We start from the raw sequence: 24,639 nt of genomic DNA, 5'->3' as shown, positions 1-24,639 counted from the left end.
GTAGAACCCATTGCGGTCAGTTTCTGTCCGCAATGCGGCGATACTGGAAACATGGCCGACACGAGCGCACGCACCCTCCGACTGCTGTCGCTGTTGCAGACCCACCGCTACTGGCCCGGCGCCGAACTCGCCGACCGCCTCGGCATCTCCGCGCGCACCCTGCGCCGCGACATCGACCGCCTGCGCGAACTCGGCTACCCCGTCGACGCGCGCACCGGGGCCGACGGCGGCTACCAGCTCGCCGCGGGCGCCGCGCTGCCGCCGCTGGTCCTCGACGACGACGAGGCCGTCGCCATCACCGTCTGCCTGCAGGCGGGCTCCCAGGGCGCCGTCGACGGCCTGGCCGAACCCTCGGTGCGCGCGCTGGCCAAACTCGTCACCGTCCTGCCCACCCGGCTGCGCCGCCGCGTGGACGCCCTGCGCGCCATGACCGTCTCCACCGGCTGGACCCTGCCGCTGTCGGACGTCGACCCCACCGTCATCACCGCGCTGGCCATGGCCTGCCGCGCCGAGGAACGCCTCACCTTCACCTACACCGCCGCCGACGGCGAGACCAGCGCCCGCGAGGTCGAACCCCACCGCCTGGTCTCCCTGGGCCGCCGCTGGTACCTGGTCGCCTACGACCTGACCCGCCACGCCTGGCGCACCTTCCGCGTCGACCGCCTCACCGGCTCCCACCCCACCGGCGCCCGCTTCCGCCCCCGCGACCTCCCCGCCCCCGACGCCGCCACCTTCGTCCGCACCGGAATAGGCGCCCGCAGACCCGATTACACCGTCACCGCCGACATCGAAGCCCCCGCCGCCCACGTCGAATCCCGCGTAGGCCGCTGGTGCACCACCACCCCCCTCACCCCCACCCGCACCCGCGTCCACATGTCGGTCGACAACCTCGACTGGCCGATCCTGCTCCTGGGCAAGGCCGAAGCCGACTTCCACGTCATCGAACCCCCCGAACTCATCGCCCGCCTCGACGACTGGGGCTCCCGCTTCGTCCGCTCGGCCGATACCGCAGAACCGCTATGACCTGCACCAGCGACCGGTCGACGGCAGCGCCGCGAGGACCAGGGTGGTCAGCGGGAAGACGAGCAACACCGTGGTCGCCACGATCGGCACGGTCCGGACCGGGGTGAGCTCGACCATCACGTACATCCCGATCGCGAACGCCAAAACCGACCAGCCACAACCGATCACCATGACGGTCTGCCCACGGCGGCGGCGCCGCAGCAACTGCGCCACCCCGGTCCCCAGCAGCGCCGCGGTCGTGATCTCGGCGATCAGCCAAGCGATCGTGATGGCGTACGCGCCGGTCGACGGCGGCGTCACCATGTCACCGAACACCGGTATCCGAGACCGCGACTCCAAGTCGCTCAACTGGTTCAACGCGGAATAGACCCGCACCAGCGCGGTCGCGGCACCGAGCGCTCCCAGGATCATCGCCGCGACAGCTGTACCCACACCCGTCATCGGCTGCTCCACGCGCTGATACATCCCGCCCCCGACCGATCCGTCATCGAACCAACTGACGCGGTCCATGATGCCGGACCCTGTCGCCTGTGGAGCAACCCGCCCGGCGCTCAGTGCCGGTAGCGCTGCATCCGCCGCCGCTCGAAGAACAGTTGATCCACCGCCACCGGCGCCACCAGCGCCGTGATCTCCGCCAGTCGCGTGTCGTAGTTGTGTTCGTGGATGCACCGGTGCAGATGCGCGCGCCGCTCGGGCCCGAGCCCCGACCACACCGCCCCGAACCTCGCTCGCGCCTCGGTCCCGGACACCGCCACCAGGTCGAGAAGCGCGGGCCAGCAGCCGGTTTCGGTGGCGCGGGCGGGCAGGGCCGCTACCGCCGCGTCGGGGAGGGTGGCCAGTGTGTATCCCGCGCGGCGCCGCACCGTGTCGTCCATCCGCGACATCAGCGTGAACAGCCCGCGCCAGCTCCCGGCGTCCTCGCGCTTGTCCAGCGGCGCGATCAGCCCGGCCCCGATATCCGGATCGGCGAACACCGGGTTCCCGACCAGCGACCACAGCCCCAGCGGCGTGAGTTGCCCGGCGATGGTGAGCAGTTCGGGCACCGCGCCCACCATCAGCGCGTTGCGCACCAGCTCACCGACCGCCTGCGGCCGCGCGCTCCCGAACAGGATGTCGCCCACCCGCTGCACCACATCGGGCTCACACCGCGAGAACACCGACAGCGCGGCGTGCTGCAACCCCGGCGCCCCCGACAGCACCGTGTGCGCCATCCGCGGCACCCGCCGCCGCGGCCCGTCCAGCAACTGCCGCACCACCGCGCTGAGAATCTCGACATCGTAGGAATACGCCGCCGAGAAGATCAGCCCCGCGTCGTCGCGTACCCCCGCCTCGACCCCGGCGATCAATTCCTTCGTCGCACAGGCCAGAAACGGCCCGGCCGTCACATAGTCACGCCGCCGCAGCAACTCGTTGACGATCGCCACGACCGGTTTGGTCGGCGCGATATCGGCCAGCTGTGCGATCGCCCGCGGATCCAGATACGGTGCGCAATCGGCCGCGTAGCCCGGATCGAGCATCGTCAAGGTCTCGGCCGCCTTCACCGGATGATCCACCCCGACGGCGCCCGCCGCGCGCCCCGTCATCATCGGCGGAACCAGCTTCTGCACCAGCGGAATCGAGATCGACAGTGGAATATAGGGCACCAGCGCCGAGATCCGCCGGAACGTGTCCGTGTGCTGATCGAACAGCACCCCCGAGATCTGCTCCTGCAACTCGTGCAACCGCTGCGCCCCCAGGTGTCGCAGATGCTGTACCCGCTGCGGATGCACGTGCAAGGTCCGGGCCAGCAGTATCAGCTGCGCCCGTGTCGTCAAATCCGTCATCGCCCCCCGAACATGATCTTCTTGGTCACCGCCCGCAACGGTCGCGGCAGCGCCCCCACCATCGAGTCGATCGACTTGTCCAACGCCGCCGCCTCCAACGCGACCGCGGCCCCCATCAACTCGAACAGATCCCGAGCCTGTTCCGCGGGCAACCGCTCCACCGCGGGCACCGCCTCGGGCACGCCACCGTCCCGCACACTCCGAACACTCATGCGACTCCTGGGCAACGCGAACTCACCCCCGAGAATGCCCCCTCCACCCACCCATGACCAGGTCTTCACGAATATCTGTGCACGACAACCAAAACATCGGCACAGATACATGTGAACCAACGTCCCACCGACGAATTTCGAATGGCCGCCGAGGCTTCGATATGACATGTAACGTCGCGACGCGCGCCGCGATCAACGCGGGAGAGGGTTGCCCCTCGACAATCGGCACAGGTGATGCGGGGTGGAGATGACGGCTGACTGGCAGTTCGATGTGCCGACGGCAGGACACAAGTACCTCCCGCCGGACGCCCGGTACATGGAGGCGCTGACCAGCCAGGGCTACGGATTCGAGGCAGCGGTCGCCGACCTGGTCGACAACTCCATCGACGCGGGCGCCCACGATGTCGTCATCCATTTCCTGCGCGACGGCGACGACCTGCTGAGCCTGCTCATCATCGACGACGGCTGCGGCATGGCCGAGGACGATCTCGATGTCGCGATGACCGTCGGCGGCCGCCGTGACTACGCCCCCGAATCCCTCGGCATGTTCGGGACCGGCCTCAAATCGGCCTCCCTGAGCCAGGCGTCCGCGCTGACGGTGGTCAGCCGGACCCGCAAGTCACGCCCCGCGGGCCGGCGCTGGGCGATGGAGAGCGCCCGCGCGGACTTCCGCTGCGACATCGTCGAACCCCGCTACGCCCAGTCGCTGATCGACCGCTACCACGGCTGCCCGATCACCTGGCAGGGCACCGTGATCCGCTGGGACGGCATCAAGGACTTCCCGCGCAATGTCGGCGCCGCCCAGACCGGACGCTACCTCGACCGCACGATCGCCCGGCTCGGCCTGCACCTGGGCGTGCAACTGCACCGCTTCCTGACCCGCGACGACTTCAACATCACCATCGCCGTCGAGGACATCCGCACCGGCGACATCTACGCCAATTTCGGTGTCGTGGCGTTGAATCCGTTCGGCTACCCCGTCGCGGGCCATCCCGGCTATCCCCGCACGTTCGGCGCGGATCTGGCCGGACTGGGCCGCGTCGAGCTGACCGCCCACATCTGGCCCGCCAAATCCTCACTGAGCGAATACAAATCGTTCGGCAGCGTCCTGGACCGCCAGGGCTTCTACTTCTACCGCAACGGTCGCGTCGTCCAGGCCGGTGGCTGGAACAATGTCCGCCAGCCCGAGCAGCACCTCGCCTTGGCGCGTGTCGAGGTGGACCTGCCCGCCGAGATGGGCGACATCTTCCGGCTCACGGTGAAGAAGGAGGGCATCGAGGTCTCCCCGGAATTCGCCGAGGCGGTGGAGAAAGCCGTCGACGCGGACGGCCACACCTTCGCCGAATTCCTCGCCGAGGCCCAGCAGATCTATCGCGACGCCCGCCGCCGCGCCGGTGCCACCCGCAAGCCGGTGATTCCCGCCGGTCGCGGTTTCGCCGATGCCCTGCGCGAAACCATCGACGACGAACTGCCCGCCCTGCCCGGCGAGGAACCCATCGCCGTCGAATGGCGCAAACTCGCCGACGACCTGTTCTTCGACATCGACCGCGACAACCGGACCATCGCCTTGAACCGGCGCTACCGCACCGCGCTCAACGGCGGTCGCCGCGGCACGGTCGACGACGCCCCGATGCTGAAAGCGCTGATGTATTTCCTGCTGCACGAAGTGTTCGGCAAGGAGTTCAACGGACCGCGGACGAAGGACAATCTGCAGCTGTGGCAGTCGGTGCTGCTGTCGGCCGCCCGCGCCGAGCTCGATCAGGCCGACGCGTGAATCCGGGTGAACTGCGGCTCCGGCTGCACCGGGAGGTGCTCGGTGAGCTGGCGGGCACCCGGCCACGAAACCTGATGTCCTCCATGCGGTATCAGGTCGAAGACATGCCGGAGGCCGCGCCGTTCGCCACCGAGGAGGACTTCCGCGACGCGCTGTTGTTCGTCTCCGACAATCTGGCACTGGTGGAGATGTGGCGCACCCAGCTCTACCAGTGGGACTTCGATCCGGCACCGACCTGGTCCGACGCCGAACCACGCACCCCCGAGCGACGCGCGCACATCTGCCTGCGGCTGGGTGTCGACCTGGCGACCGCGAAACTGCTGGAAGCCAACGCGCCCATTCCCGCCCTGCCGAAACCGGTGGTCATCGGCACCCGTTTCGAACCGTGGTATCACACCCGGGCCACCCGGTTCTCCCGCCACGGACGCGAGGGCTACTGGAACAACTACCGTCTGCTGCTCGCCGGAAAGCAGTGGTCTCCGGAGGCTGTCGCCGACCTCGACGCCGCCACCGACGCCGTGGTCGAGCGCCTGGCGGACCCGACCGCGCCCACGGCGTACCAGTCCAAGGGCCTCGTGGTCGGCTACGTCCAGTCGGGCAAGACCGCGAACTTCACCGGCGTCGTCGCCAAAGCGGTCGACGCCGGATATCGCCTGGTCATCGTCTTGTCCGGCACCTTGAACCTGCTCCGCGCGCAGACCCAGCGCCGCCTCGACATGGAACTCGTCGGCCGCGAGAACATCCTGCGCGGTGCCGCCGAACACGAATCCGACTACCACGACGATCCGGCGTGGATCGGGCGCCGCTTCCAGTCCTTCGGCGACCTGCCGTCGGTGCAGGGCTGGTTCGACATCCACCGCCTGACCACCCGCGACAACGACTACCGCAGCCTGCAGCAGGGCATCTACGCCCTCGAATTCGAGAAACGCGAACCCGCCCTGCCGCTGTACGACCCGGTCAACCTGCACCGCGCCGCTGCGCGCCTCATGGTCGTCAAGAAGAACAAAACCGTCCTGACCAGGCTCGTCAAGGACCTCAACAAGATCAAGACGCCGCTGGCGGAGATCCCCGTCCTGATCATCGACGACGAGTCCGACGAAGCCTCGGTCAACACCACCCGCCCCAAACCCGACACCGAGCGCACCGCGATCAACCAGTCCATCGCCGACCTGCTCACCATGCTCCCGCGCGCCCAATACCTCGGCTACACCGCCACCCCGTACGCCAACGTCTTCATCGACCCCTCCGACACCACCGACATCTTCCCCAAGGATTTCCTGCTCTCCCTGGAACGCCCCGCCGGCTACATGGGCGCCACCGACTTCCACGACATCGACTCCGCCGCCCCGGAATCCGAACGCACCTACGCGAATTCGAACGAGAAGGCGCACGTGCGCGACGTCGTCGTGGCCGACGAGGACGACACCGAAGCGCTCATCCGGGCCGTCGACATGTTCGTCCTGGCCGCGGCGATGAAGGTCTACCGCGAGGCGCACGGCCTCGGCGACGGCTACTTCACCCACCACACGATGCTCATCCACGAATCCAGCTTCGTGGCCGACCACCGCGAACTGCTTGGACGCGTCACCGAGGTCTGGTGGAACGCCGACTATTCCGGTCCGACCGGCCACGCACGCCTGCGTGAACTCTTCGACACCGACGTGGCCCTGGTCAGCGCCGCGCGCGCGGACGGTCACGCCGTCCCGCCCGACTTCGACACGCTGCGGCCCTACATCAGCCCCGCCGTCATCCGCATCGGCGGCGATCAGTCCCCGATCATCGTCGTCAACGGCGACAAGGTGCTCGAGACCGGCGAGGCCGACTTCGACAAACGCCCGATCTGGAAGATCCTCATCGGCGGCCAGAAACTGTCCCGTGGCTTCACCGTCGAGGGCCTGACCGTCTCCTATTTCCGCCGCCGCGCGGGCAACATGTCCGCGCTCATGCAGATGGGCCGCTGGTTCGGCTTCCGCCGCGGCTACCGCGACCTGGTGCGCCTCTACATCGGCCGCGAGGAGGCGGGCCCCGGCCGCAAGACCTTCGACCTCTACCAGATGTTCGAGGCCATCTGCCAGGACGAGGACGCCTTCCGCCAGGAACTGCGCCAGTACGCCACAATGGTCGACGGTGAACCCCAGGTGACACCCGCCCAGGTCCCGCCCCTGGTCTCCCAACACCTGCCCCTGCTGCCGCCGACCAGCAAGAACAAGATGTACAACGCGCGCCTGGTCGAGGTGCGTTCACCGGGCCGCTGGCGCGAGCCCACCGCCTACCCGACGATCGCGGCCGACCTGCGCCACAATGTCACCGCCTGGCTGCCTATTCTCGACGAACTCTCCACCGCACCAGCAGATTTCGCCTACCACTTCCCCGACGGCACCGCGAGCCACGCGATGACCGCCCACCACGCCATCGTCGGCGCCGACCGGATCCTCGAGGTCCTGGAATCGGTGCGCTGGCGCGCCGAACGCCAGTTCGCCCCCGACCTCGAATACCTGCGCTCGATCACCGCCGACGGCGCCGTCGCCGACTGGGCCGTCCTGTGCCCACAGCCCAACCGCAACGCGGCCGCCCTCCCACTCGGCCACCACACCCTGCCCCGCTGGGACCGCGGCCGCCGCCGCGACCCCCTGTTCGGCGCCATCAGCTACAACTGGCACCGCACGATCGCCCGCCGCATCGCCGACGCCCTCCCCGACTCCGGCGACCCCCACACCGAATCCTTCCGCTCCGCCCGCCGCGGCGCCCTCCTCCTACACCCCGTGGTCGAACCCGTCCACCTCTCCGACATCGCCCCCGACGGCAGCATCGACCCCGGCAAACTCGTCGTCACCTTCGGCTTCGTCGCGCCTTCGACCGCGGTCGGGCGGGATTCGCGCGTGGTGCGGTTCGAGACCACGGATTCGTCCACCGAAAGTGCGATCGTCGAGGCGGACCAGGAAGGCTGAGCGCGGTCGTGTTTCCCGCCGGTTGTGTGTTCCGTTTCCGTACTTGCTGAGAGGGCGATGCCCTGTCGTTCCACGTACTCCGTTCTCACGCAAGGAGACATCGCTGCCGGCGATCGGTCAATAGCGTTGTAGCGTGCGCCTTCCTTCGACAGAGCAATCGCCGACTGGTAACGCCCGGCAACGGGGATCGATACGGATTCGCAAGTTGTGGTCGTCCGGAAGGAAGCTGCGCAGGTGGCCAGGAGAAGTAGTAGTGGTGGCGGTGGGGCGATGGCAATTCTTGTCATCCTCGGTGTTGTGGGTGCGTGCTCCCAGATCGTCGACGGGATCGTGGACGATCCGAAACCCCCGTCGAGCCCAGCGGCCGAAGCCGTGTTCGTCGGATCGATCGTGGCTGTGACCGGGTCGGAGCTGACAGTTCAGGTTGGCGCGGACAAAGTGCGAACAAGATGGGCCAGGTTGAATCACGGAGGCATGTGCGGAGCCGAGATCGCACCAGCGCTGGACGCTCGGCTGCATGAGCTTCTGCCGCTTGGTCTATCAGTCACCATTGTTCGGGAACCGGTGCGCTCAGCGCCGCCTGGCAAGTCAGACTATGTATACGTGCACCTCGCTGCCCCCGGAGCCGTTGCCAGTGTTCAGCCGTACGGAGTAAGCATCAACGAACAGGTTGTCGCCGAGGGGAATTCGGTAACGAGTCCAGAAATCAATCGAGATGATCTGGCACCACCTTCCGCCCTGCAGGTCGAGGCGGTCCGGGCGGAGGTTCCGGCCGCGTATCTGGCCGCGTTCGATGGGATCATCAATGCAGGCAACCAGGCATGGAGCAATCGCGTCGGTGCAATCGGACTCTGCCGGGACCGCCTCGACCGTGAGCACGCCCGGTTGGTCGAGCTGTGGGGTCCCGACGGTCGGATCGGTACTGACGATGATCCCGACCGGGATTGGACTCCGTCTGTGAACAGCGGCGGTGGAGGTGGGGGAGGTGGCGGGGAGAGTCGGTTCTGTCGGAAGCGTTGGTGGTGTTAGCGGTGTGGCAGCCATCAACTCGGTAGGCTTGCTGCCTACGGCGTTGAGCCTGTTGAACCCAGGAACGGTAGTCGGATCTTCCGGCCACTGATCATGTTCCAGTACAGCGCTTTCCGCTATTGAGCGTGCCGTCGCTCGAAGCGTGGACGGTCACCGCTGGTGCAATCGTCGACGGTGGCGACTGAGATCAGTTCAGCGGAAATGTCGATTCGAGTGGTATCGAACTGACCTTCTGAACGTCGATCCTCACTCCGGAGGTCGACAGAGATCGGGGAGCCGACCCGGTTGCCAAGAACTGGTCGAATCGTTTGGCCAAGCGCTCCGGTGCAGGGTGCAGGGATTTCCGGTCGGGAAGTGTCAACCGAACACCCGCCATGCCCTTGAGGCCGAACTTGAGGATTGGTCCCTCATTGTGGGCAGCGGCCAAGGCGGGACCGATGTGCACTCGGCAGTCAGGCGAGATTCCCATCAGGTTGCGGTCGTAGGCAGTGTGGTGAATCCTGCACAGACTCAGACCGTTCGGGATATCCGCGATTCCGTGTTCTTCCTTGTCGCCGATGATGTGGGCCGCTTCCAACAACTGCGGGCGCCCGAGCCTGCATACCGCGCACCGGTTCTTGTAGGCCAGCAGCACCCGACTACGGAACTGAGGCTGGTGCAGCCGCTGCTCGGTCATTCGCTGGACATAGCGCCGCTCGGTCGCAGTCAGGTGCTGCGGATCGCTGACGTCGCGCACGGATTCGTCGAGCGCCAGCAGAATTCTCCGGTTGGCGGGGTCGTCGGCTACTACATACACCGGAAAGATCGGGAGATAGCGGATGTCACCACCGACTTTGATCCACCGCAGCAGGATGAGCGGCAGTTGAGTGTCCGCGGATTTGCGCAGTTTGACGTTGTCACCGGCATCGATTGGTCCGTCACGGTAGGCGTACGAGAACAGTGAGTCGCCGACGATGGCATCGTCGTACGGGCTGTCCGGCTTCGACATGATCGACAGGGTCGAACTGAAGATCTGTGGGTTGCGTATGCCACGGTTGCGATCGATCAGCTGGATTCCGACGTTGTTGACTCGGAAGTCCAGCAGGTCGGCACGTGTGACCGATCCGCCGCGTTCCTCCACGAGAGCCTTCAACGCGTCAAATATGTCCAAACGTAGTGCACGTTCTTCCCCTAGATCCACATGCGAAGTGTGCCACGAGGATCCGACATCTTCGGTGCTGCGCAGGGCACAGCTCCGCTCTGATGGCACGCACGGTCCCCCGAGCCCCCTGTTTGTCGGCTCAGAACGTGAGTGATGACCAGGGGATCTCGATGGGGAAGGGGTAGGGGAAGAAGATGTCCGGGGTGTCGGCCGAGGTCCATTCGCCGGGCAGGACATAGTTTGCGGGGCGGAGCGGGCGGACGCCTTGCGGAAGTTCAGCGTGGCCGATATCGAGTCCGTAGACCCGGACTGTTCCGATGGCGCCGGTAGTTCGGTGCAGGGCGAGTCCCAGTACCAGGGGATACTGCCGGCGGCGTATCTTGCGCACTTGGCCTCCATAACGGTCTGTGTGTTCGATGGGGACAGGACCTCTCCGACGAGGCAGCATCGGAGGCACGGACGTCGGCGAACGATGGCAGACACCGGTGCACCAGGAAGTCGGGGGTTACGAAGTCCGACTTTCCGGTGTTGCCGAAGAACACGTTGGTCTCGGGGTTCACTCGCCGGCATCGTTCGCTGCTCGACATGTCGCCTCGTGCGCACCGTTCGACCTGCTCGGTCAGACGTCGCATCGCCATCTGGTGCTCGCCGGGACCTCGGCGCACCCAAACGACTCGCCCCTCCACAGCTCGATCTGCTCGGCGACCTTCCATGCGAGGCTGGTTCGGGTGATAGTGGATCCGCTATCATTGCTGCATGGATGCGGGTGGCGGTACCACGCAGTCGACGGCCGGGCGTTTGGTATGCGAGGCGCGGCGGCGTCGGCGCCTGTCACAGCGTGAGCTCGCTAAGCGGGCGGGGGTGGCACAATCCACCGTGGCCACCGTGGAGGGGGGAAGGCGGCAGCCTTCTTTCGCGATGGTTGAGCAGTTGCTTGCGGCGGCCGGGTTCCGGTTGGGGACTCAGCTGGTCAATGCTGTCAGGCCCAGCGTGCTGCTTGAGGAGTATCGGGACGAGTTCGAAGCCGCATTGGCTCGGTATCCGGTTACGAAGGTGTGGCTTTTCGGATCGGTCGCTCGCGGAGCGGACCGGCCTGACTCGGACTTGGACCTGCTGGTCGAGTTGAAACCGGAAGCGTCCATTCTCGATATTCTCGATCTCGACTCCGAACTGAGTGAGCTTCTCGGATGTCCTGTCGATGTCGTCACGACATCAGACCTGGAATCGAACGATCTGCTGCGGCGTGGCGTCGACCGCGGCCAGAAGCGACTGGCTTTTGCCGCATGACCGACGAGCGGGCTGATCAGCGGATTCTATTCGTCGAAGCCACGTTGAACGAGATCGAGGAGTTCGCGGGTCGGGGGCGTGCTGCCTTCGACGCCGACATCGCGGTGGCGCGGGCATGTCAGTACAGCGTGATCCGGCTTGCCGCAGATCTGGACCGACTCGGCGAGGAATGGTTGGCCGATCACCCGGATGTTCCGTGGCGGCTTATCCGAGGCATGCGCAATCGGATCGCGCACAGCTATTGGCTCGTCGATGACGACATCGTCTGGGCCGTTGTCGATGTGCACGCTCGTGAACTGCACCGCCATCTGGCGGCCGAGTTCGACGCGGCTCGTACCAGACTGGCCGAATATTCAGGTGCTGCTGCCAGGGGTGCGGATGGTCCAGAGGCGGGAGAAGCTGAAGCAGACGATCAGTAGGCCGCTGGGGTGAGGTCTGGCGTCATCGTCGCTCCGGAGGTGCGTCGGCGCTCAACCCGCGCTCGTTTTTGACGCGGAGATTGGGATCGCTGGGGTGGTGGAACGGTGCGAGCAGACTGCCGGGGATCAGGCAGTTGCGTGGGTGAGGGTGGGGTTGGCAGTATTCGTGCCCATATGACGTGGGAATTCGATGCAGTGGAAGCAAGTCTTGACGGACTGTCGGTGGGGGATGCGTTGGGGGCGCAGTTCTTTGTGCCGGGGAGTTCGGTAGCGGGGTTGGTGGCGGGGCGGGTGCCGGTGGGGCCGTGGCCTTGGACCGATGACACCGAGATGGCGTGTTCGGTGTTCGGGGAGATTCGGGGGCGCGGGCGGATCGACCGGGAGGTGCTGGCGGGGGTGTTCGCCGAGCGGTGTGAGCCTTATCGGGGGTATGGGGCGGGGACTGTCGTGGTGTTGCACGAGATTCGGGATGGGCGGCCTTGGCGGGAGGCGGCGGGGGCCGGGTTCGGTGGGCGTGGGTCTTGGGGGAACGGGGCGGCTATGCGGGTGGCGCCGTTGGGGGCGCATTTCGCGGGGGATCTGGATCGGGCGGCGGGGGAGGCGGCGTTGTCGGCGGAGGTGACGCATCGGCATCCGGAGGCGATCGTGGGGGCGATGGCGGTGGCTGTGGCGGCGGGGTTCGCGGCGTCGGTGCGGGGGAAGGGTTGTGCACCTGGGGAATTGCTGGATGCGGTCGAGCCGTATCTGGTGGACGGGCGGACGGCAGCGGGGATTCGGCGGGCGCGGAAGTTGCTCGGGCGGTCGGTGGCGGAGGCTGCCTATGAGCTCGGGAACGGGGCTCAGGTGAGCGCTCAGGACACGGTGCCGTTCGCCTTGTGGGCGTCTGCGACGTTTCTCGAGGACTATCCGGCCGCGATCACCGCGTGTGTCGAGGCCGGTGGGGACGTGGATACGACCGGCGCGATCGTCGGGGGAATCGTCGCGGCGTACACCGGGTGGGGTGATCGGGGAGCGGTGCGCGGGATTCCGCTGGAGTGGCTGGCTGCTCGGGAACCGTTGCCGGCGTGGGCGGTCGTTCGGTAGGCGGCGCGGGTCGGGAATATCGGCTGGATCCGCGGGAGTTCGGGGGGATGCGGTGGTGGGATGTGGGCTGCCACGAGGTGGCGGAGGCGGATCCGCATTTCGGGCGGTTCCTGGCGAAGCTGGATCAGTCGTTGGGGGTCAGGGGGTTTGGCGGACCTTGATGGCGTCGCGGGAGATGTAGACGTCGTATTCGCCGGGGGTGGCGATGGTGGCGTTGCCGTAGGTGGAGCGGATGAAGGGGGAGGTGAACCAGCGGTTGTCGTTCATGTCTTCGAAGAAGTCGCGGTCGCCGCCGTGCAGGAAGGTGTGGTCCTGGGCGGGGGACTTGCCGTCGAGGCGCTGGCCGTAGAGGCGGCTGAGTTTGTAGCCGGAGTGGAAGCCCAGGGCGTTGACCCAGGGTTCGAGTTCGACGATGTTGGCTTGCAGGGCCCACAGGTCGCCTTCGATGCGGTAGGTGGTGGGGGTGCCGGGGGTGCCGTCCTCGTCGAATTCGGTGAGTTCGAGGTCGAGCTGATGGGGTTGGCCGGCAACGGGTTTCGCGATGACGTGGGCGGCTTTGATCTCGCCGGTCAGCCCGAGATAGGTCTGCAGCAGGGTGGCGATCCAGAGCAGGAGGACGGCGGCCAGGAGCAGGACCGTGCCGGGGAAGGCGTGGCCCAGAACGGGTTTGAGGCCGCGGCGGCGGGTGGCGAGCAGGGCCGCGCGGGCGAGCAGGACGACGGCCAGGGCGAGCAGGACGAGCAGACACACCTGGGCGAACCCGAAGGTCACCGGGAAACTCATGTTCCCGGTATACCGCGAAAGTCCGTGCGGTAAGCAGGTTCCGGCAGACCGTGATGCGGTCGCCGTGACCGGTCAGTCGGCGGCCGGGTCCTGGGGTGGGCGCAGGCGGAGGATGAGGGCGATGGACAGGGCGCAGGCGATCGCGATCACGATGCCTGCCGTCGCGGGTGTGGCGCCGCGGTCGACGACGGTGGTGCGGTACCACGACGGTGAGTAGGCGAGGTGGCCGAACTCGGTGTCGCTCAGGGCGACGCCGGCGGAGGGGACGAACAGGATGCCGAGACCGACCACCACCGACGAGGGGCTCTCCGGCACGGCCGTGCCGACGCAGAAACCGCCGATCCCGCCGAGTGCCAGGCAGCCGAGGGCGGCGACGAGCACCGCCGGTGGATCGAAGACGTCGACGGCGAGCGTGCACACGCCCAGCACGATCACGCAGACCGCCGCGAGCAGGACCCGCGGGGTGCGCATGCCGAGCAGCAGGCCGATGCCGACCGCGCCGAGGGTGGCCAGGTCGACCCAGCCGGAGCGGGGCAGTGTGATCACCAGGCTGCCCACCACGGCGAAGCCGGCGAGCAGTGGGACGAGCAGTCCGTCGCGGGCGGGCAGCACGAAGGCGGCGGCGGTCGCGGCGGCGACGACGGCGACGCCGACGAGGATCAGGTGACGGAGGCTGTCGGCGTGGGAGGCGAGGGCGAGGGAGGAATACAGGATGGTCGGATAGGCGATGAGGGCGGCGAAGACGGGAGCCAGCGGAATGGCGGAATCGGGGGAGAACCGGGGCGGCGGGGCCTCGGTGATCGCGAAGTAGGCCAGGGCCAGGACGCTGGCGGCGATGAACCACAGCGGCAGCGCGCCGGCGAGCAGGCCGTCGAAGCTGTCGGTGCCCTCGTCGACCGGTGTCTGGGTGAGGTCGCCGATGATGGTCGCGCCGACCGCGGCGAACAGGTAGATCGCGCGCATCAGCGGGGTACCCCACACCGCGACCGCCATCGCGCCGAAGGCCATCCCGGCCAGCAGGGCGTCGATGAAGTTGAGGGTGGGTAGCGACAGGCCCTCCAGGTGGCCGTCGTCGTTGATCGGCAGCAACGCCAGGTGGTTGAGCAGGATGCCGCACAGCGCGGCCAGCGCGGTCCAGCGCGCGGTGCGCACGCTGCCGACGGCGAAGGTGACCGCGGCGGTGATCACCGCGACGAACGCGCCGCCGGTCATCGCGCGGGGGATGTTGAACACCAGCAGGTCGAGATGCCGCGAGGCGATGAGCGAGGCGAAGCTGATCGGCAGCATGATCGCGAGGACGGCGACCGAGGTGGCGACCAGGACGGTGGCCGCCTCGGCGGCGGTCCGGAGGCGTTGCGCGGCGACGGGCTGCACCCACTCTCCGTTCTCGCGGACGGGCAGGTCCGGGCGGACCTGGCTCAGCTTAGCCAGGGCTGTCGCGGAAAATCGGCAGCGACGTGCGACGATGGACGAATCTCCTATGGCAGGCACGGGATTCGGAAGGTCGGTTGATGCCCAGCGGGGTCGTGAGCTGGTTCGACGGTGGCAAAGGGTTCGGGTTCATCAGGCCCGACGCCGGCGGACCGGAGGTGTTCGTGGAGTACACCGAGGTGGTGGGGGAGGGTTTCCGCACGTTGCGCGACGGGCAGCGGGTGGAATATCGCGTGCAGGAGACCCGCCGCGGTCCCGAAGCGCACCAGGTGCGGATCGTGTGAGGTTCAGTTCTGGCCGCTGGGCCAGAAGCGGGAGGCCCGCTGGCCGTGCACCGGTCGCGCCAGGTTGGGGTCCTCGGCCTCGGTGATGCCGACCTGCATCAGCAGGATCATGGTGACCATGCTGATGCCGATGATCAGCGGGGTGAGCAGCTGGCCCGCCGACGCGCCACCGGCGTGGGCGACATGGGCGCTGGTGTGCGCGCTCATGGAGAACATGCCGGTGTAGTGCATGCCGGTGACGGCCACGCCCATCAGCAGGGCGGCACCGACGGTGGCCATGACGCCGTGGATGTGCAGGGCGAACCACAGCGCCGCGATCGAGGCCACCACCGCGATGGCGAAGGACAGGGCGACCACGAACGGGTCGTAGACGATCTCGGCGTCGGTGCGCATCGCGTACATGCCCGCGTAGTGCATGGCGGCCACGCCGAGACCGGTGATCGTGCCACCGACCGGAAGGGCGGCGCTGTCCCAGCCGCGGCGCACCACGATGGACAGCCCGAGCCACACCACCGCGATGGCGACGGCGGCGCTGAACAAGGTGATCGGCACGTTGTAGCGGATGGTCGCGCCGTCGACGGAAAAGCCGAGCATCGCGATGAAATGCATGACCCAGATTCCGGTGCCGCCGAGTGCCACGGCGGCCGCGGTGAGCCATCCGCCGTGGTTACCGGAGGCGCGCGAGCGAACCATACAACGCAACGCCAGCATCGATCCGAGGACGGACATGAGATAGGCGGGCAGCGGGGTCACCCAGCCGTAAGTGAAATGGTCTATATCCAGCACGAGAGGCTCCTCGAGAGTTTTCCGAGCGAGGTGTGGTCTCGCCCACGAACTCGGAAAATACGCTGGTAGAAAATTTGCCGTACTCGGTTTCTCGAAAATGTCTAGGGTCGCTGACGGCGACATCACCCGGCGCCATGGAGAACTCGATGGTGAAGCGTGCCAGTCGGTTTGCCCGAAGGGCCGGCGCCATTGCGGCATCCGTTCCGCAACTGTCCCGGCATACGCCCGGCATCCACCGGATTGTGGTCGGGCCCACCTGTGTGGTGGCACCGGTGGACGCGGTCACCGGGTTGGCTTCCTCACAGTCGGCGACCTGTGGTGTGGCTGAATTCGCCGAACCGTGGCATTGTTGGTTGGCGAGACCGGGACCGGACTATTAGGACCTGGCTCGTCTACAGAAGGTTTAGAAATGGCTCAGGGCATTGTGAAGTGGTTCAACAGCGAGAAGGGCTTCGGCTTCATCGCGCAGGACGGCGGCGGACCCGACGTCTTCGTGCACTACTCGGCTGTTAGCGGCTCGGGCTTCCGCTCCCTCGACGAGGGTCAGCGTGTGGAGTTCGAGATCGGTCAGGGCCAGAAGGGCCCGCAGGCACAGGACGTTCGCGTCATCTAGTTCCTGCGCTGACCAGCGTATGAGTTGAAGCTCCGCACCGGACCGGTGCGGAGTTTCTGCGTTTCCGGGCCCGCTCAGCCCGCCGCGAGAGCCTCCGACCGGAAGAACTCGTCGGTGATCGCCCTGGCCGCGGTGAGATCGCGGGGACCGCGGGTGGCGAAAGTCTCGGCCGCGGTGCGGAACTCGGTGGTGATGAACTCGGCGATCGGCGCCGGAGCCGCACCCGTGCCCATCTCCCTGGTGCGTGATTTCAGTGCCGTCAGCTCGGTGACCGCGTCGGTGAAGCCGGTGGGCAGGTCGCACTCGGCGAGCAGGGTCGGCAGGTGCATGGGCGCCACGGCCGCGCCGGGGTGCTCGCGCAGCCAGCGCAGCGCCATCGCCGGGCGCAGCGAGTAGAACACCTTCTTCAGGCCGCCGTGGCGCTCGAACAGCGTCCACTGGCGCGCGCCCAGGTGCAGATAGTGCCTGGCCACCCGGTCGCGGTCGGCCACCTCGGTGGCGACCTCGCGCAGCCGGGCGCGGAAATCCCCGTCCCCGCGATAGACGATGGGTGACATCAGCCACTCGACGATCACCGCGTTGCCCTGCACGAGCAGGCGCAGCGCCTTGGCCAGATCCCAGCCGTTCACATCGAGCAGGCCGACCAGCGGCGTCTCGATCACATCGCGCGTGCGCCACGGCGACAGGTAGGTGTCCAGGCTCGCCACATAGACGAAGCGGCAGTCGTAATCGGAGTCGGGCGACGGGAAACCCCAAGCGCGGCTGCCGCTTTCGATGGCCAGCCGGATGGTGACGCGGTGGTCGGCGGCCACCCGGTCGAGCTCGGAGTCGACGGCGGCCACCACCGCCGGATCCATCGAATCGGGAACGTGACGCAGGAGCATGGCGTGATCGTAGAGCGGGCCCCGCACCCCGTTCACCAGGTTTTCGGCAGGGGGGTAAGGGCAGCCGAACTTCGCCGGACTATTCTGGTCGGCGGTAACTGCCGACCCCTTTCTTCTTCAGGAGTACCCCACAGTGAGCCAAGCAGGCCGTCCTGTAGTTCTGATCGCCGACAAGCTCGCCCAGTCGACCGTCGACGCGCTCGGTGACGGTGTCGAGGTTCGCTGGGTCGACGGCCCCGACCGCCCGGCCCTGCTCGCCGCGGTGCCCGAGGCCGACGCGCTGCTCGTGCGTTCCGCCACCACCGTCGACGCCGAGGTGCTCGAGGCGGGCAAGAAGCTCCAGATCGTCGCCCGTGCCGGCGTCGGCCTCGACAATGTCGACGTGCCCGCCGCCACCGAGCGTGGCGTGATGGTCGTCAACGCGCCGACCTCCAACATCCACACCGCCGCCGAGCACGCCGTCACCCTGCTGCTCGCCGCCGCGCGCCAGATCCCGGCCGCCGACGCGACCCTGCGTGAGAAGACCTGGAAGCGCAGCAAGTTCAACGGTGTCGAGATCCTCGGCAAGACCGTGGGCGTCATCGGCCTGGGCCGTATCGGCCAGCTGTTCGCGCAGCGTCTGGCGGCCTTCGAGACCAAGATCGTCGCCTACGACCCCTACACCTCGCCCGCGCGCGCCGCCCAGCTGGGCATCGAGCTGCTGAGCCTGGAAGAGGTGCTCGAGCGCGCCGACTTCATCTCGATCCACCTGCCCAAGACCCCCGAGACCAAGGGCATGCTCAACGCCGAGACCCTGGCCAAGACCAAGCCGGGCGTCATCATCGTCAACGCCGCGCGCGGTGGCCTGATCGACGAGCAGGCGCTGGCCGACTCGATCAAGTCCGGCCACGTGCGTGCCGCCGGTCTGGACGTGTTCGAGACCGAGCCGTGCACCGACAGCCCGCTGTTCGACCTGCCCGAGGTCGTCGTGACCCCGCACCTGGGCGCCTCCACCGCCGAGGCCCAGGACCGCGCGGGCACCGATGTCGCCAAGTCGGTGCTGCTGGCGCTGGCCGGTGAGTTCGTGCCGGGCGCGGTGAACGTCACCGGTGGCGCGGTCAACGACGTGGTCGCGCCGTGGCTGGACGTCGTGCGCAAGCAGGGCGCGCTGCTGGGTGCCATCGCCAACGAGCTGCCGGTCAGCATCGAGGTGCAGGTGCGTGGCGAGCTGGCCGCGCAGGACGTCGCCGTGCTGGAGCTGTCCGCGCTGCGCGGGGTGTTCTCGGCGCTGGTCGAGGACCAGGTCACCTTCGTCAACGCGCCGTCGCTGGCCAAGGAGCGGGGCATCACCGCCACCGTCACCACCGCCACCGAGAGCCCGAACCACCGCAGCGTCGTCGACCTGCGCGCCGTGTTCGGCGACGGCTCGACCCTGAACGTGGCGGGCACGCTGACCGAGCCTGCCCTGGTCGACAAGATCGTCAACATCAACGGCCGCAACTACGACATGCGCGCCGAGGGCCTGAACCTGGCCGTGCTGAACTACAGCGACAAGCCGGGCGCCCTGGGCAAGATCGGCACCAAGCTGGGCGAGGCCGACGTCGACATCCTGGCCGCGCAGCTGAGCCAGGACATCGACGCCGAAGGCGCCACCGTGGTGCTGCGCGTCAACCGCGAGGTGCCCGCCGAGGTGCAGACCGCGATCGGTGAGGCCGTCGGTGCCTCGAAGGTCGTTCTCGTCGATCTGGCCTGAGTTTCTGGAGCGCTGGAAGCACTGAGGGTGCCGACCCACGACGGGTCGTGCGAGGCGGGGCGAGACCTGCGGCATCAGCCGTGGTGTCCCGCCCCGCTTGGTATCCCGAGCAGTTCGACGGAGTAGCCGTCACCTCTACGGATTTGAACCGTTTCTGATTGGAGTCAGAGCACTATGAAGCTCGCAGTCATCGCCGGTGACGGCATCGGGCCCGAGGTCATCGCCGAGGCACTGAAGGTGCTCGACGTGGTGGTGCCCGGGGTCGAGAAGACCGAGTACGACCTGGGCGCGGCGCGCTACCACCGGACCGGGGAGATCCTGCCCGAGTCGGTGCTGCCCGAGCTCAAGCAGCACGACGCGATCCTGCTCGGCGCGATCGGTGACCCGTCGGTGCCCAGCGGTGTGCTCGAGCGGGGCCTGCTGCTCAAGACCCGCTTCGCGCTGGACCATCATGTGAACCTGCGGCCCTCGAAGCTGCACCAGGGTGTCACCAGCCCGCTGGCCGGCAATCCGGACATCGACTTCGTGGTCGTGCGTGAGGGCACCGAGGGCCCCTACACCGGCACCGGCGGCGCGATCCGCGTCGGCACGCCGCACGAGGTGGCCACCGAGGTCTCCAACAACACCCGCTTCGGCATCGAGCGCGTGGTGCGCTACGCCTTCGCCACCGCGCAGGCGCGGCGCAAGCACCTCACGCTGGTGCACAAGAACAATGTGCTCACCTTCGCCGGATCGCTGTGGCAGCGCACCGTCGACGAGGTCGGTGCCGAGTTCCCGGACGTGCAGACCGCCTACCAGCACATCGACGCCGCCACCATCCACATGGTCACCGACCCGGGCCGCTTCGACGTGATCGTCACCGACAACCTGTTCGGCGACATCATCACCGACCTGGCCGCCGCCGTCAGCGGTGGCATCGGCCTGGCCGCCTCGGGCAATATCGACGCCTCGGGCACCAACCCGTCGATGTTCGAGCCGGTCCACGGCAGCGCCCCCGACATCGCGGGCCAGTCCAAGGCCGACCCGACCGCCGCCATCCTGTCGGTCTCGCTGCTGCTCAACCACCTCGGCAACACCGAGGGCGCGTCCCGCATCGAATCCGCCGTCGCCAAGGACCTGGCCGCCCGCACCGCCCCCGCCTCCACCGTCGAGGTCGGCGACCGCATCGCCGCCATCGTCTGACGACACCGAACGACAACAGGCCCGCTCCGGTTCGTCCGGAGCGGGCCTGTTGTTCTTGTGGGGGCGGTTACTTCGACGGGTCGCGGGGGACGAGGGGGATGGCGGCCGCGGCGGCTACGGCGGCCAGGGCGTAGGTGGTGGGGAAGCTGGTGGCGGTGATGACGGCGCCGAAAACCGGGGGGATGGCGGCGATTACGAGGTTCTGGCCGGTGTTCTGGATGCCGAGGCCGCGGCCGCTCCAGAAGGGGCCTGCGATCTCGGCGACGGCGGTGAAGGCCAGGCCGTTGTCGGAGACGGAGATGACCGAGGCGGCCACCAGCAGTGGGACGGCCGCCCACCACCAGCCGGTCCAGGCGGCCACGCTCAGCGCGGCCATGGCGACGACCGCGGCGACGGCGACCTGACGCAGCGGGGTCAGTCTGCTGCCGACGCGGTCCGACCACGCGCCCGCGCCGATGCGGCCCGCGGCGCCGAGGAACTGGGTGACGGTCATCAGCGCGCCCGCGGCGGGCAGCGACCAGCCCAGATCGCGGTGCAGCCACAGCAGCGCGAAGGTCCACAGGGTGGCCTGCGGGACCACCAGCAGGATCGAGACCGCGTGGATGCGCCACAGCGTCGAGGCGCCCCGGTAGGGGTTGGCGCGGTCGGCGGCCGCGGTCGGCGGCCGCGGCGGGTCGACGATGCCGATCAGGCAGCCGATCGCGGCCAGCCCGGCCATCACGGCGGGGACCAGCAGCGCGGCGGCGATGCCGTGGTGCTCGGCGACCCACGGGATGCTCAGCGCGCCCAGGCCCACGCCCAGTGGCTGGGCGGTCTGGCGGATACCCATGGCCAGGCCGCGCCGGTCCGGCGGGAACCAGCCGACGATCACCCGGCCGCTGGCGCCGTTGGAGCTGGCCGCGCCGACGCCGCCGAGCAGCAACAGCGCGCCGAAGGCGACGGCGTTGTCCACCAGGGCGGCGCCGATGCCTGCGACGAACATCACGACCGTGCCCGCCACCAGCACCACCCGCTCGCCGATGCGATCCACGACATATCCCCAGGCGATGAGCGTGCACACCAGGCCGAGGGTGGGCAACGCCACCAGCGCGCCGGCCGCGGCCAGCGAATCGCCGCGGGCGGTGAGCGCGGGCAGCAGGAACGGGGTGCCGTGGATGAACATCGAGCTGGCGGTCTGCGCGAAGACGCCGAGCGCGAGCATGAACCACCGTCTGCCGCTACCGATCCGGGTCACCTCGGGTGCCTGGTGCGCCTGCGTCACGATTCCCACCTCGCTCGGATTGCACGATTGCGTCTCAATATTTGAGATTGATGTCTCATGGTATGAACATCGAAGATCACGCTACACCGCTGACCGTCGATTGTTGCCCCCGGATCAGGTGTCTGACAGATCACACGCGGTGCCCGCGGAGGCTCGGGCGAAATTCGCAGGCGTGCAATGTCTTCGAATCACACCGGTGTGAGTTCACTCGCATCGGCGCGGCGCGGGTATCGACCGGGCGGTATCGCGGTCCGGGCGCGTTCGGGCAGGTGGGCGCGCCTGGATAGACTCCGGGCATGCGCTTAGGTCGAGTTGCCAGTCCCGATGGAGTCGCGTTCGTCAGCATCGACGGCGACGGCGGCGACGCTGTCGCCAAGGAGATCGCCGAACACCCGTTCGGCTCGCCGACGTTCACCGGGCGGAGCTGGCCGCTGGCCGATGTCCGCCTGCTGGCGCCGATCCTGGCCAGCAAGGTGATCTGCATCGGCAAGAACTACGCCGCCCACGCGGCCGAGATGGGCGGCGAGGCGCCGGTCGATCCGGTGATCTTCATCAAACCGAACACCGCGATCGTCGGCCCGAACGCGCCGATCATCCTGCCGCCCAGCTCATCTCAGGTCGACTACGAGGGCGAGCTGGCCGTGGTGATCGGGCGTCCGTGCAAGGACGTGCCCGCCGCCAAGGCCGCCGAGGTGATCCTGGGCTACACCGTCGCCAACGATGTCACCGCCCGTGACCAGCAGCGCCACGACGGTCAGTGGACGCGGGCCAAGGGCTACGACACCTTCTGCCCGCTCGGCCCGTGGATCGAAACTTCGCTGGACCCCGGCGATCTGGAGATCACCACCGAGGTCGACGGCGAGGTCCGCCAGCGCAGCCGCACGTCACTGTTGCTGCACGACATCCCGAAGATCATCGAGTGGATCAGCTCGGTGATGACGCTGCTGCCCGGTGACGTGATCCTCACCGGCACACCGGAAGGCGTCGGCCCGCTGGCGGCCGGGCAGAACGTGTCGGTCACCGTCGAGGGCATCGGCACCCTCACCAATCCTGTTGCCACCAAGCGCTGAGACAGCGGAGAAGAGAGTCATGACTGAAGTACGGGTCCGTTTCTGCCCGTCGCCGACCGGAACGCCGCACGTCGGCCTGGTGCGCACGGCGCTGTTCAACTGGGCGTACGCGCGCCACCACGGCGGCAGCTTCGTGTTCCGCATCGAGGACACCGACGCCGCGCGCGATTCCGAGGATTCCTACCGCGCGCTGCTGGATGCGCTGCGCTGGCTGGGCCTGACCTGGGATGAGGGGCCCGAGGTAGGCGGCCCCTACGAGCCCTACCGGCAGTCGCTGCGCCGCGATCAGCACCTCGACGTGGTGGCTCGGTTGCTCGCGGCCGGCGAGGCCTACGAGGCGTTCTCCACGCCGGAGGAGGTCGAGGCCAGGCACCGCGCCGCCGGTCGCGACCCGAAACTCGGCTACGACAATTTCGACCGGGACCTGACCGACGAGCAGATCGCCGCCTACAAAGCCGAGGGACGCCCCGCGGTGGTGCGGTTGCGGATGCCCGACGAAGATCTCACCTGGAATGATCTCGTTCGCGGGGAAACCACGTTCAAAGCCGGGACGGTGCCCGATTTCGCGCTCACCCGCGGCACCGGCGACCCGCTCTACACACTGGTGAATCCGGTCGATGACGCATTGATGAAGATCACCCATGTGCTGCGCGGTGAGGACCTGCTGTCCTCCACTCCGCGACAGCTCGCGCTGTATGCCGCGCTGCAGCGTATCGGGGTCGCCGACTTCACTCCGGAGTTCGGTCATCTGCCCTTCGTGATGGGCCAGGGCAACAAGAAGCTGTCCAAGCGCGATCCGGAATCCAACCTTTTCCTGCACCGCGATCGGGGATTCGTTCCCGAGGGTTTGCTGAATTATCTCGCGCTGCTCGGCTGGAGTATCGCCGAGGACCGCGATGTGTTCTCGATGGCCGAGATGGTGGCGGCTTTCGATATTTCCACGGTGAATTCCAATCCGGCGCGTTTCGACCAGAAGAAGGCCGACGCGATCAATGCCGAGCAGATTCGCCTGCTGGAGCCGGGTGATTTCGGCCACCGGCTGCGCGAGTTCCTGACCGAGCGGGGTCATATCGGCGCGGAGATCGACGAGAAGACCTTCCTGGCCGCCGCCGAACTCGTGCAGACCCGGATCGTGGTGCTCTCCGATGCGTGGGACCTGCTGAAATTCCTGTTCGTCGCGCCCGACGAGTTCGCGATCGACCAGGCGGCGGGCACCAAGAACCTCGGTGCGGACGCCGACCCGGTGCTCGACGCCGCGCTGGCCGCGGTGGAGCCGCTGGGCGAGTGGACCACGGCCGCGCTGGAGGAGGCGCTGAAGAAGGCGCTGATCGATGACCTGGGGCTCAAGCCACGCAAGGCGTTCGCGCCGGTGCGGGTGGCGGTGACGGGCTCGCACATCAGCCCGCCGCTCTACGAGTCGATGGAACTGCTGGGCCGGGAGATCTCGCTGGCGCGGCTGCGCGCTGCCCGCGGCTGGGCGCCCGCGGCGGAGTAGGGGAGTTCGGGGCGGCGTGGCACTGCCGCGTCCGCCCCGGCCGCCGGAGGGCCGAAAACAGCCAAAAACCGGCCTTTGACCAGGCGATTTGTAGTTTACCCCGTAGTGTTTGGTAATCTTCTCATCGCCGCGGAACACGGCCTCGCAACACCGACAACCACTCGGTGGAACGGAGGTCGGGCGTTTCCATCCTTGGGGTATGGTGTAATTGGCAACACAGCTGATTCTGGTTCAGCCATTCTAGGTTCGAGTCCTGGTACCCCAGCAAGGTTTCACTTCGGTGAGATCGTCCTGGCCCCGTCGTCTAGCGGCCTAGGACGCCGCCCTCTCAAGGCGGTAGCGCGGGTTCAAATCCCGTCGGGGCTACAAAGAAAGACCC

23 protein-coding genes and 2 tRNA genes are annotated in these 24,639 nt (G+C 67.7%); 14 read left to right on the top strand and 11 right to left on the bottom strand.

Going from position 1 to position 24,639, the window contains the following annotated elements; all coding sequences use genetic code 11:
- The first annotated feature begins 51 nt into the window (after positions 1 to 51).
- Positions 52 to 1,023 (top strand): helix-turn-helix transcriptional regulator, encoded by a 972-nt coding sequence (locus ACWEMY_RS22780; RefSeq protein WP_452391639.1) that lies wholly within the window; start codon positions 52 to 54, stop codon positions 1,021 to 1,023.
- Here ACWEMY_RS22780 and ACWEMY_RS22775 read toward each other — a convergent pair.
- The 3 genes from ACWEMY_RS22775 to ACWEMY_RS22765 all read right to left on the bottom strand — a co-directional run bounded on the left by ACWEMY_RS22775 (position 1,018) and on the right by ACWEMY_RS22765 (position 3,058).
- Complete coding sequence (locus ACWEMY_RS22775) at positions 1,018 to 1,464, bottom strand: hypothetical protein (protein ID WP_452391638.1); 447 nt, start codon at positions 1,462 to 1,464, stop codon at positions 1,018 to 1,020. The two genes, ACWEMY_RS22780 and ACWEMY_RS22775, sit on opposite strands and share 6 nt — an antisense overlap.
- 110 nt (positions 1,465 to 1,574) lie before the next feature.
- Positions 1,575 to 2,846 (bottom strand): hypothetical protein, encoded by a 1,272-nt coding sequence (locus tag ACWEMY_RS22770; protein WP_375929324.1) that lies wholly within the window; start codon positions 2,844 to 2,846, stop codon positions 1,575 to 1,577.
- A complete protein-coding gene (locus tag ACWEMY_RS22765) occupies positions 2,843 to 3,058 on the bottom strand; it encodes a hypothetical protein (RefSeq protein ID WP_375929323.1) in 216 nt (71 codons plus the stop codon). The genes ACWEMY_RS22770 and ACWEMY_RS22765 overlap by 4 nt, the downstream gene beginning before the upstream one ends.
- Positions 3,059 to 3,305: 247 nt before the next feature.
- Here ACWEMY_RS22765 and ACWEMY_RS22760 point away from each other — a divergent pair, with 247 nt between their 5' ends.
- Entirely contained in the window at positions 3,306 to 4,832 is a 1,527-nt protein-coding gene (locus tag ACWEMY_RS22760; protein WP_452391651.1) for an ATP-binding protein, read from the top strand.
- Positions 4,829 to 7,780, top strand: a complete 2,952-nt coding sequence (locus tag ACWEMY_RS22755) for a Z1 domain-containing protein (protein WP_452391637.1) — start codon at positions 4,829 to 4,831, stop codon at positions 7,778 to 7,780. Before ACWEMY_RS22760 ends, ACWEMY_RS22755 begins: the two co-directional genes overlap by 4 nt.
- Positions 7,781 to 8,368: 588 nt before the next feature.
- On the opposite strand, the gene ACWEMY_RS22750 is transcribed toward ACWEMY_RS22755, so the two are convergent.
- The 3 genes from ACWEMY_RS22750 to ACWEMY_RS22740 all read right to left on the bottom strand — a co-directional run bounded on the left by ACWEMY_RS22750 (position 8,369) and on the right by ACWEMY_RS22740 (position 10,338).
- Positions 8,369 to 8,659 carry a hypothetical protein gene (locus ACWEMY_RS22750; protein WP_375929321.1) on the bottom strand — a complete coding sequence of 97 codons (291 nt, stop codon included), beginning with the start codon at positions 8,657 to 8,659 and terminating at the stop codon, positions 8,369 to 8,371.
- A 337-nt stretch (positions 8,660 to 8,996) separates the two neighbouring features.
- The gene (locus ACWEMY_RS22745; protein ID WP_375929320.1) at positions 8,997 to 9,941 is read right to left on the bottom strand and encodes an HNH endonuclease; all 945 of its coding nucleotides are present in this window, start codon (positions 9,939 to 9,941) and stop codon (positions 8,997 to 8,999) included.
- A 148-nt stretch (positions 9,942 to 10,089) separates the two neighbouring features.
- Entirely contained in the window at positions 10,090 to 10,338 is a 249-nt protein-coding gene (locus ACWEMY_RS22740; RefSeq protein WP_452391636.1) for a hypothetical protein, read from the bottom strand.
- A gap of 368 nt (positions 10,339 to 10,706) precedes the next feature.
- On the opposite strand from ACWEMY_RS22740, the gene ACWEMY_RS22735 reads away from it, so the two are divergent.
- From ACWEMY_RS22735 to ACWEMY_RS22725, 3 genes are all read left to right on the top strand, one after another.
- Positions 10,707 to 11,237, top strand: a complete 531-nt coding sequence (locus ACWEMY_RS22735; RefSeq protein WP_452391635.1) for a nucleotidyltransferase domain-containing protein — start codon at positions 10,707 to 10,709, stop codon at positions 11,235 to 11,237.
- The gene (locus tag ACWEMY_RS22730; RefSeq protein WP_375929317.1) at positions 11,234 to 11,656 is read left to right on the top strand and encodes a HepT-like ribonuclease domain-containing protein; all 423 of its coding nucleotides are present in this window, start codon (positions 11,234 to 11,236) and stop codon (positions 11,654 to 11,656) included. The genes ACWEMY_RS22735 and ACWEMY_RS22730 overlap by 4 nt, the downstream gene beginning before the upstream one ends.
- Before the next feature lie 174 nt (positions 11,657 to 11,830).
- Positions 11,831 to 12,739 (top strand): ADP-ribosylglycohydrolase family protein, encoded by a 909-nt coding sequence (locus ACWEMY_RS22725; protein ID WP_452391634.1) that lies wholly within the window; start codon positions 11,831 to 11,833, stop codon positions 12,737 to 12,739.
- A gap of 138 nt (positions 12,740 to 12,877) precedes the next feature.
- Here the strand turns inward: ACWEMY_RS22725 and ACWEMY_RS22720 are convergent, their stop codons facing one another.
- Both ACWEMY_RS22720 and ACWEMY_RS22715 read right to left on the bottom strand, forming a co-directional pair.
- Positions 12,878 to 13,522, bottom strand: a complete 645-nt coding sequence (locus tag ACWEMY_RS22720) for a hypothetical protein (protein ID WP_375929315.1) — start codon at positions 13,520 to 13,522, stop codon at positions 12,878 to 12,880.
- A 72-nt stretch (positions 13,523 to 13,594) separates the two neighbouring features.
- Positions 13,595 to 14,896, bottom strand: a complete 1,302-nt coding sequence (locus ACWEMY_RS22715; RefSeq protein ID WP_375929314.1) for a hypothetical protein — start codon at positions 14,894 to 14,896, stop codon at positions 13,595 to 13,597.
- A 137-nt stretch (positions 14,897 to 15,033) separates the two neighbouring features.
- Here ACWEMY_RS22715 and ACWEMY_RS22710 point away from each other — a divergent pair, with 137 nt between their 5' ends.
- Entirely contained in the window at positions 15,034 to 15,237 is a 204-nt protein-coding gene (locus ACWEMY_RS22710; RefSeq protein ID WP_452391633.1) for a cold-shock protein, read from the top strand.
- Positions 15,238 to 15,240: 3 nt separating this feature from the next.
- On the opposite strand, the gene ACWEMY_RS22705 is transcribed toward ACWEMY_RS22710, so the two are convergent.
- The gene (locus tag ACWEMY_RS22705) at positions 15,241 to 16,023 is read right to left on the bottom strand and encodes an MHYT domain-containing protein (protein WP_452391632.1); all 783 of its coding nucleotides are present in this window, start codon (positions 16,021 to 16,023) and stop codon (positions 15,241 to 15,243) included.
- Positions 16,024 to 16,432: 409 nt separating this feature from the next.
- Between ACWEMY_RS22705 and ACWEMY_RS22700 the strand changes: the two genes are divergently transcribed.
- A complete protein-coding gene (locus ACWEMY_RS22700; RefSeq protein WP_019048280.1) occupies positions 16,433 to 16,636 on the top strand; it encodes a cold-shock protein in 204 nt (67 codons plus the stop codon).
- Positions 16,637 to 16,710: 74 nt separating this feature from the next.
- On the opposite strand, the gene ACWEMY_RS22695 is transcribed toward ACWEMY_RS22700, so the two are convergent.
- On the bottom strand, positions 16,711 to 17,520 hold the full coding sequence (locus ACWEMY_RS22695) for a nucleotidyltransferase domain-containing protein (protein ID WP_375929311.1): 810 nt from the start codon (positions 17,518 to 17,520) through the stop codon (positions 16,711 to 16,713).
- 133 nt (positions 17,521 to 17,653) lie between these two features.
- Between ACWEMY_RS22695 and serA the strand changes: the two genes are divergently transcribed.
- Complete coding sequence (gene serA, locus ACWEMY_RS22690) at positions 17,654 to 19,252, top strand: phosphoglycerate dehydrogenase (protein ID WP_452391631.1); 1,599 nt, start codon at positions 17,654 to 17,656, stop codon at positions 19,250 to 19,252.
- A 174-nt stretch (positions 19,253 to 19,426) separates the two neighbouring features.
- The gene (locus ACWEMY_RS22685) at positions 19,427 to 20,434 is read left to right on the top strand and encodes a 3-isopropylmalate dehydrogenase (protein ID WP_452391630.1); all 1,008 of its coding nucleotides are present in this window, start codon (positions 19,427 to 19,429) and stop codon (positions 20,432 to 20,434) included.
- A gap of 67 nt (positions 20,435 to 20,501) precedes the next feature.
- On the opposite strand, the gene ACWEMY_RS22680 is transcribed toward ACWEMY_RS22685, so the two are convergent.
- On the bottom strand, positions 20,502 to 21,635 hold the full coding sequence (locus ACWEMY_RS22680) for an MFS transporter (protein WP_375935351.1): 1,134 nt from the start codon (positions 21,633 to 21,635) through the stop codon (positions 20,502 to 20,504).
- A gap of 356 nt (positions 21,636 to 21,991) precedes the next feature.
- On the opposite strand from ACWEMY_RS22680, the gene ACWEMY_RS22675 reads away from it, so the two are divergent.
- The 4 genes from ACWEMY_RS22675 to ACWEMY_RS22660 all read left to right on the top strand — a co-directional run bounded on the left by ACWEMY_RS22675 (position 21,992) and on the right by ACWEMY_RS22660 (position 24,626).
- Positions 21,992 to 22,765, top strand: coding sequence for a fumarylacetoacetate hydrolase family protein (locus tag ACWEMY_RS22675; RefSeq protein WP_375929308.1), 774 nt, complete (start codon positions 21,992 to 21,994; stop codon positions 22,763 to 22,765).
- Between the two features lie 19 nt (positions 22,766 to 22,784).
- Complete coding sequence (gene gltX, locus ACWEMY_RS22670; RefSeq protein ID WP_452391629.1) at positions 22,785 to 24,260, top strand: glutamate--tRNA ligase; 1,476 nt, start codon at positions 22,785 to 22,787, stop codon at positions 24,258 to 24,260.
- Positions 24,261 to 24,453: 193 nt separating this feature from the next.
- A tRNA-Gln gene (locus ACWEMY_RS22665) sits at positions 24,454 to 24,525 on the top strand.
- Positions 24,526 to 24,553: 28 nt separating this feature from the next.
- A tRNA-Glu gene (locus ACWEMY_RS22660) sits at positions 24,554 to 24,626 on the top strand.
- Positions 24,627 to 24,639 lie beyond the last annotated feature (13 nt).

The organism is Nocardia sp. NPDC004415 (assembly GCF_053602435.1).
Note: the sequence above shows the minus strand (reverse complement) of the source record. Positions and strands in the feature narration are given on the sequence as shown.

Bases quoted from the DNA above. Each gene is read 5' to 3' on its own strand.
- ACWEMY_RS22780 (WP_452391639.1), top strand. From the start codon at position 52: ATGGCCGACACGAGCGCACGCACCCTCCGACTGCTGTCGCTGTTGCAG.
- ACWEMY_RS22775 (WP_452391638.1), bottom strand. From the start codon at position 1,464: ATGACGGGTGTGGGTACAGCTGTCGCGGCGATGATCCTGGGAGCGCTC.
- ACWEMY_RS22770 (WP_375929324.1), bottom strand. From the start codon at position 2,846: ATGACGGATTTGACGACACGGGCGCAGCTGATACTGCTGGCCCGGACC.
- ACWEMY_RS22765 (WP_375929323.1), bottom strand. From the start codon at position 3,058: ATGAGTGTTCGGAGTGTGCGGGACGGTGGCGTGCCCGAGGCGGTGCCC.
- ACWEMY_RS22760 (WP_452391651.1), top strand. From the start codon at position 3,306: ATGACGGCTGACTGGCAGTTCGATGTGCCGACGGCAGGACACAAGTAC.
- ACWEMY_RS22735 (WP_452391635.1), top strand. From the start codon at position 10,707: ATGGATGCGGGTGGCGGTACCACGCAGTCGACGGCCGGGCGTTTGGTA.
- ACWEMY_RS22730 (WP_375929317.1), top strand. From the start codon at position 11,234: ATGACCGACGAGCGGGCTGATCAGCGGATTCTATTCGTCGAAGCCACG.
- ACWEMY_RS22725 (WP_452391634.1), top strand. From the start codon at position 11,831: ATGACGTGGGAATTCGATGCAGTGGAAGCAAGTCTTGACGGACTGTCG.
- ACWEMY_RS22720 (WP_375929315.1), bottom strand. From the start codon at position 13,522: ATGAGTTTCCCGGTGACCTTCGGGTTCGCCCAGGTGTGTCTGCTCGTC.
- ACWEMY_RS22710 (WP_452391633.1), top strand. From the start codon at position 15,034: ATGCCCAGCGGGGTCGTGAGCTGGTTCGACGGTGGCAAAGGGTTCGGG.
- ACWEMY_RS22700 (WP_019048280.1), top strand. From the start codon at position 16,433: ATGGCTCAGGGCATTGTGAAGTGGTTCAACAGCGAGAAGGGCTTCGGC.
- ACWEMY_RS22695 (WP_375929311.1), bottom strand. From the start codon at position 17,520: ATGCTCCTGCGTCACGTTCCCGATTCGATGGATCCGGCGGTGGTGGCC.
- ACWEMY_RS22685 (WP_452391630.1), top strand. From the start codon at position 19,427: ATGAAGCTCGCAGTCATCGCCGGTGACGGCATCGGGCCCGAGGTCATC.
- ACWEMY_RS22680 (WP_375935351.1), bottom strand. From the start codon at position 21,635: ATGCTCGCGCTCGGCGTCTTCGCGCAGACCGCCAGCTCGATGTTCATC.
- ACWEMY_RS22675 (WP_375929308.1), top strand. From the start codon at position 21,992: ATGCGCTTAGGTCGAGTTGCCAGTCCCGATGGAGTCGCGTTCGTCAGC.
- gltX (WP_452391629.1), top strand. From the start codon at position 22,785: ATGACTGAAGTACGGGTCCGTTTCTGCCCGTCGCCGACCGGAACGCCG.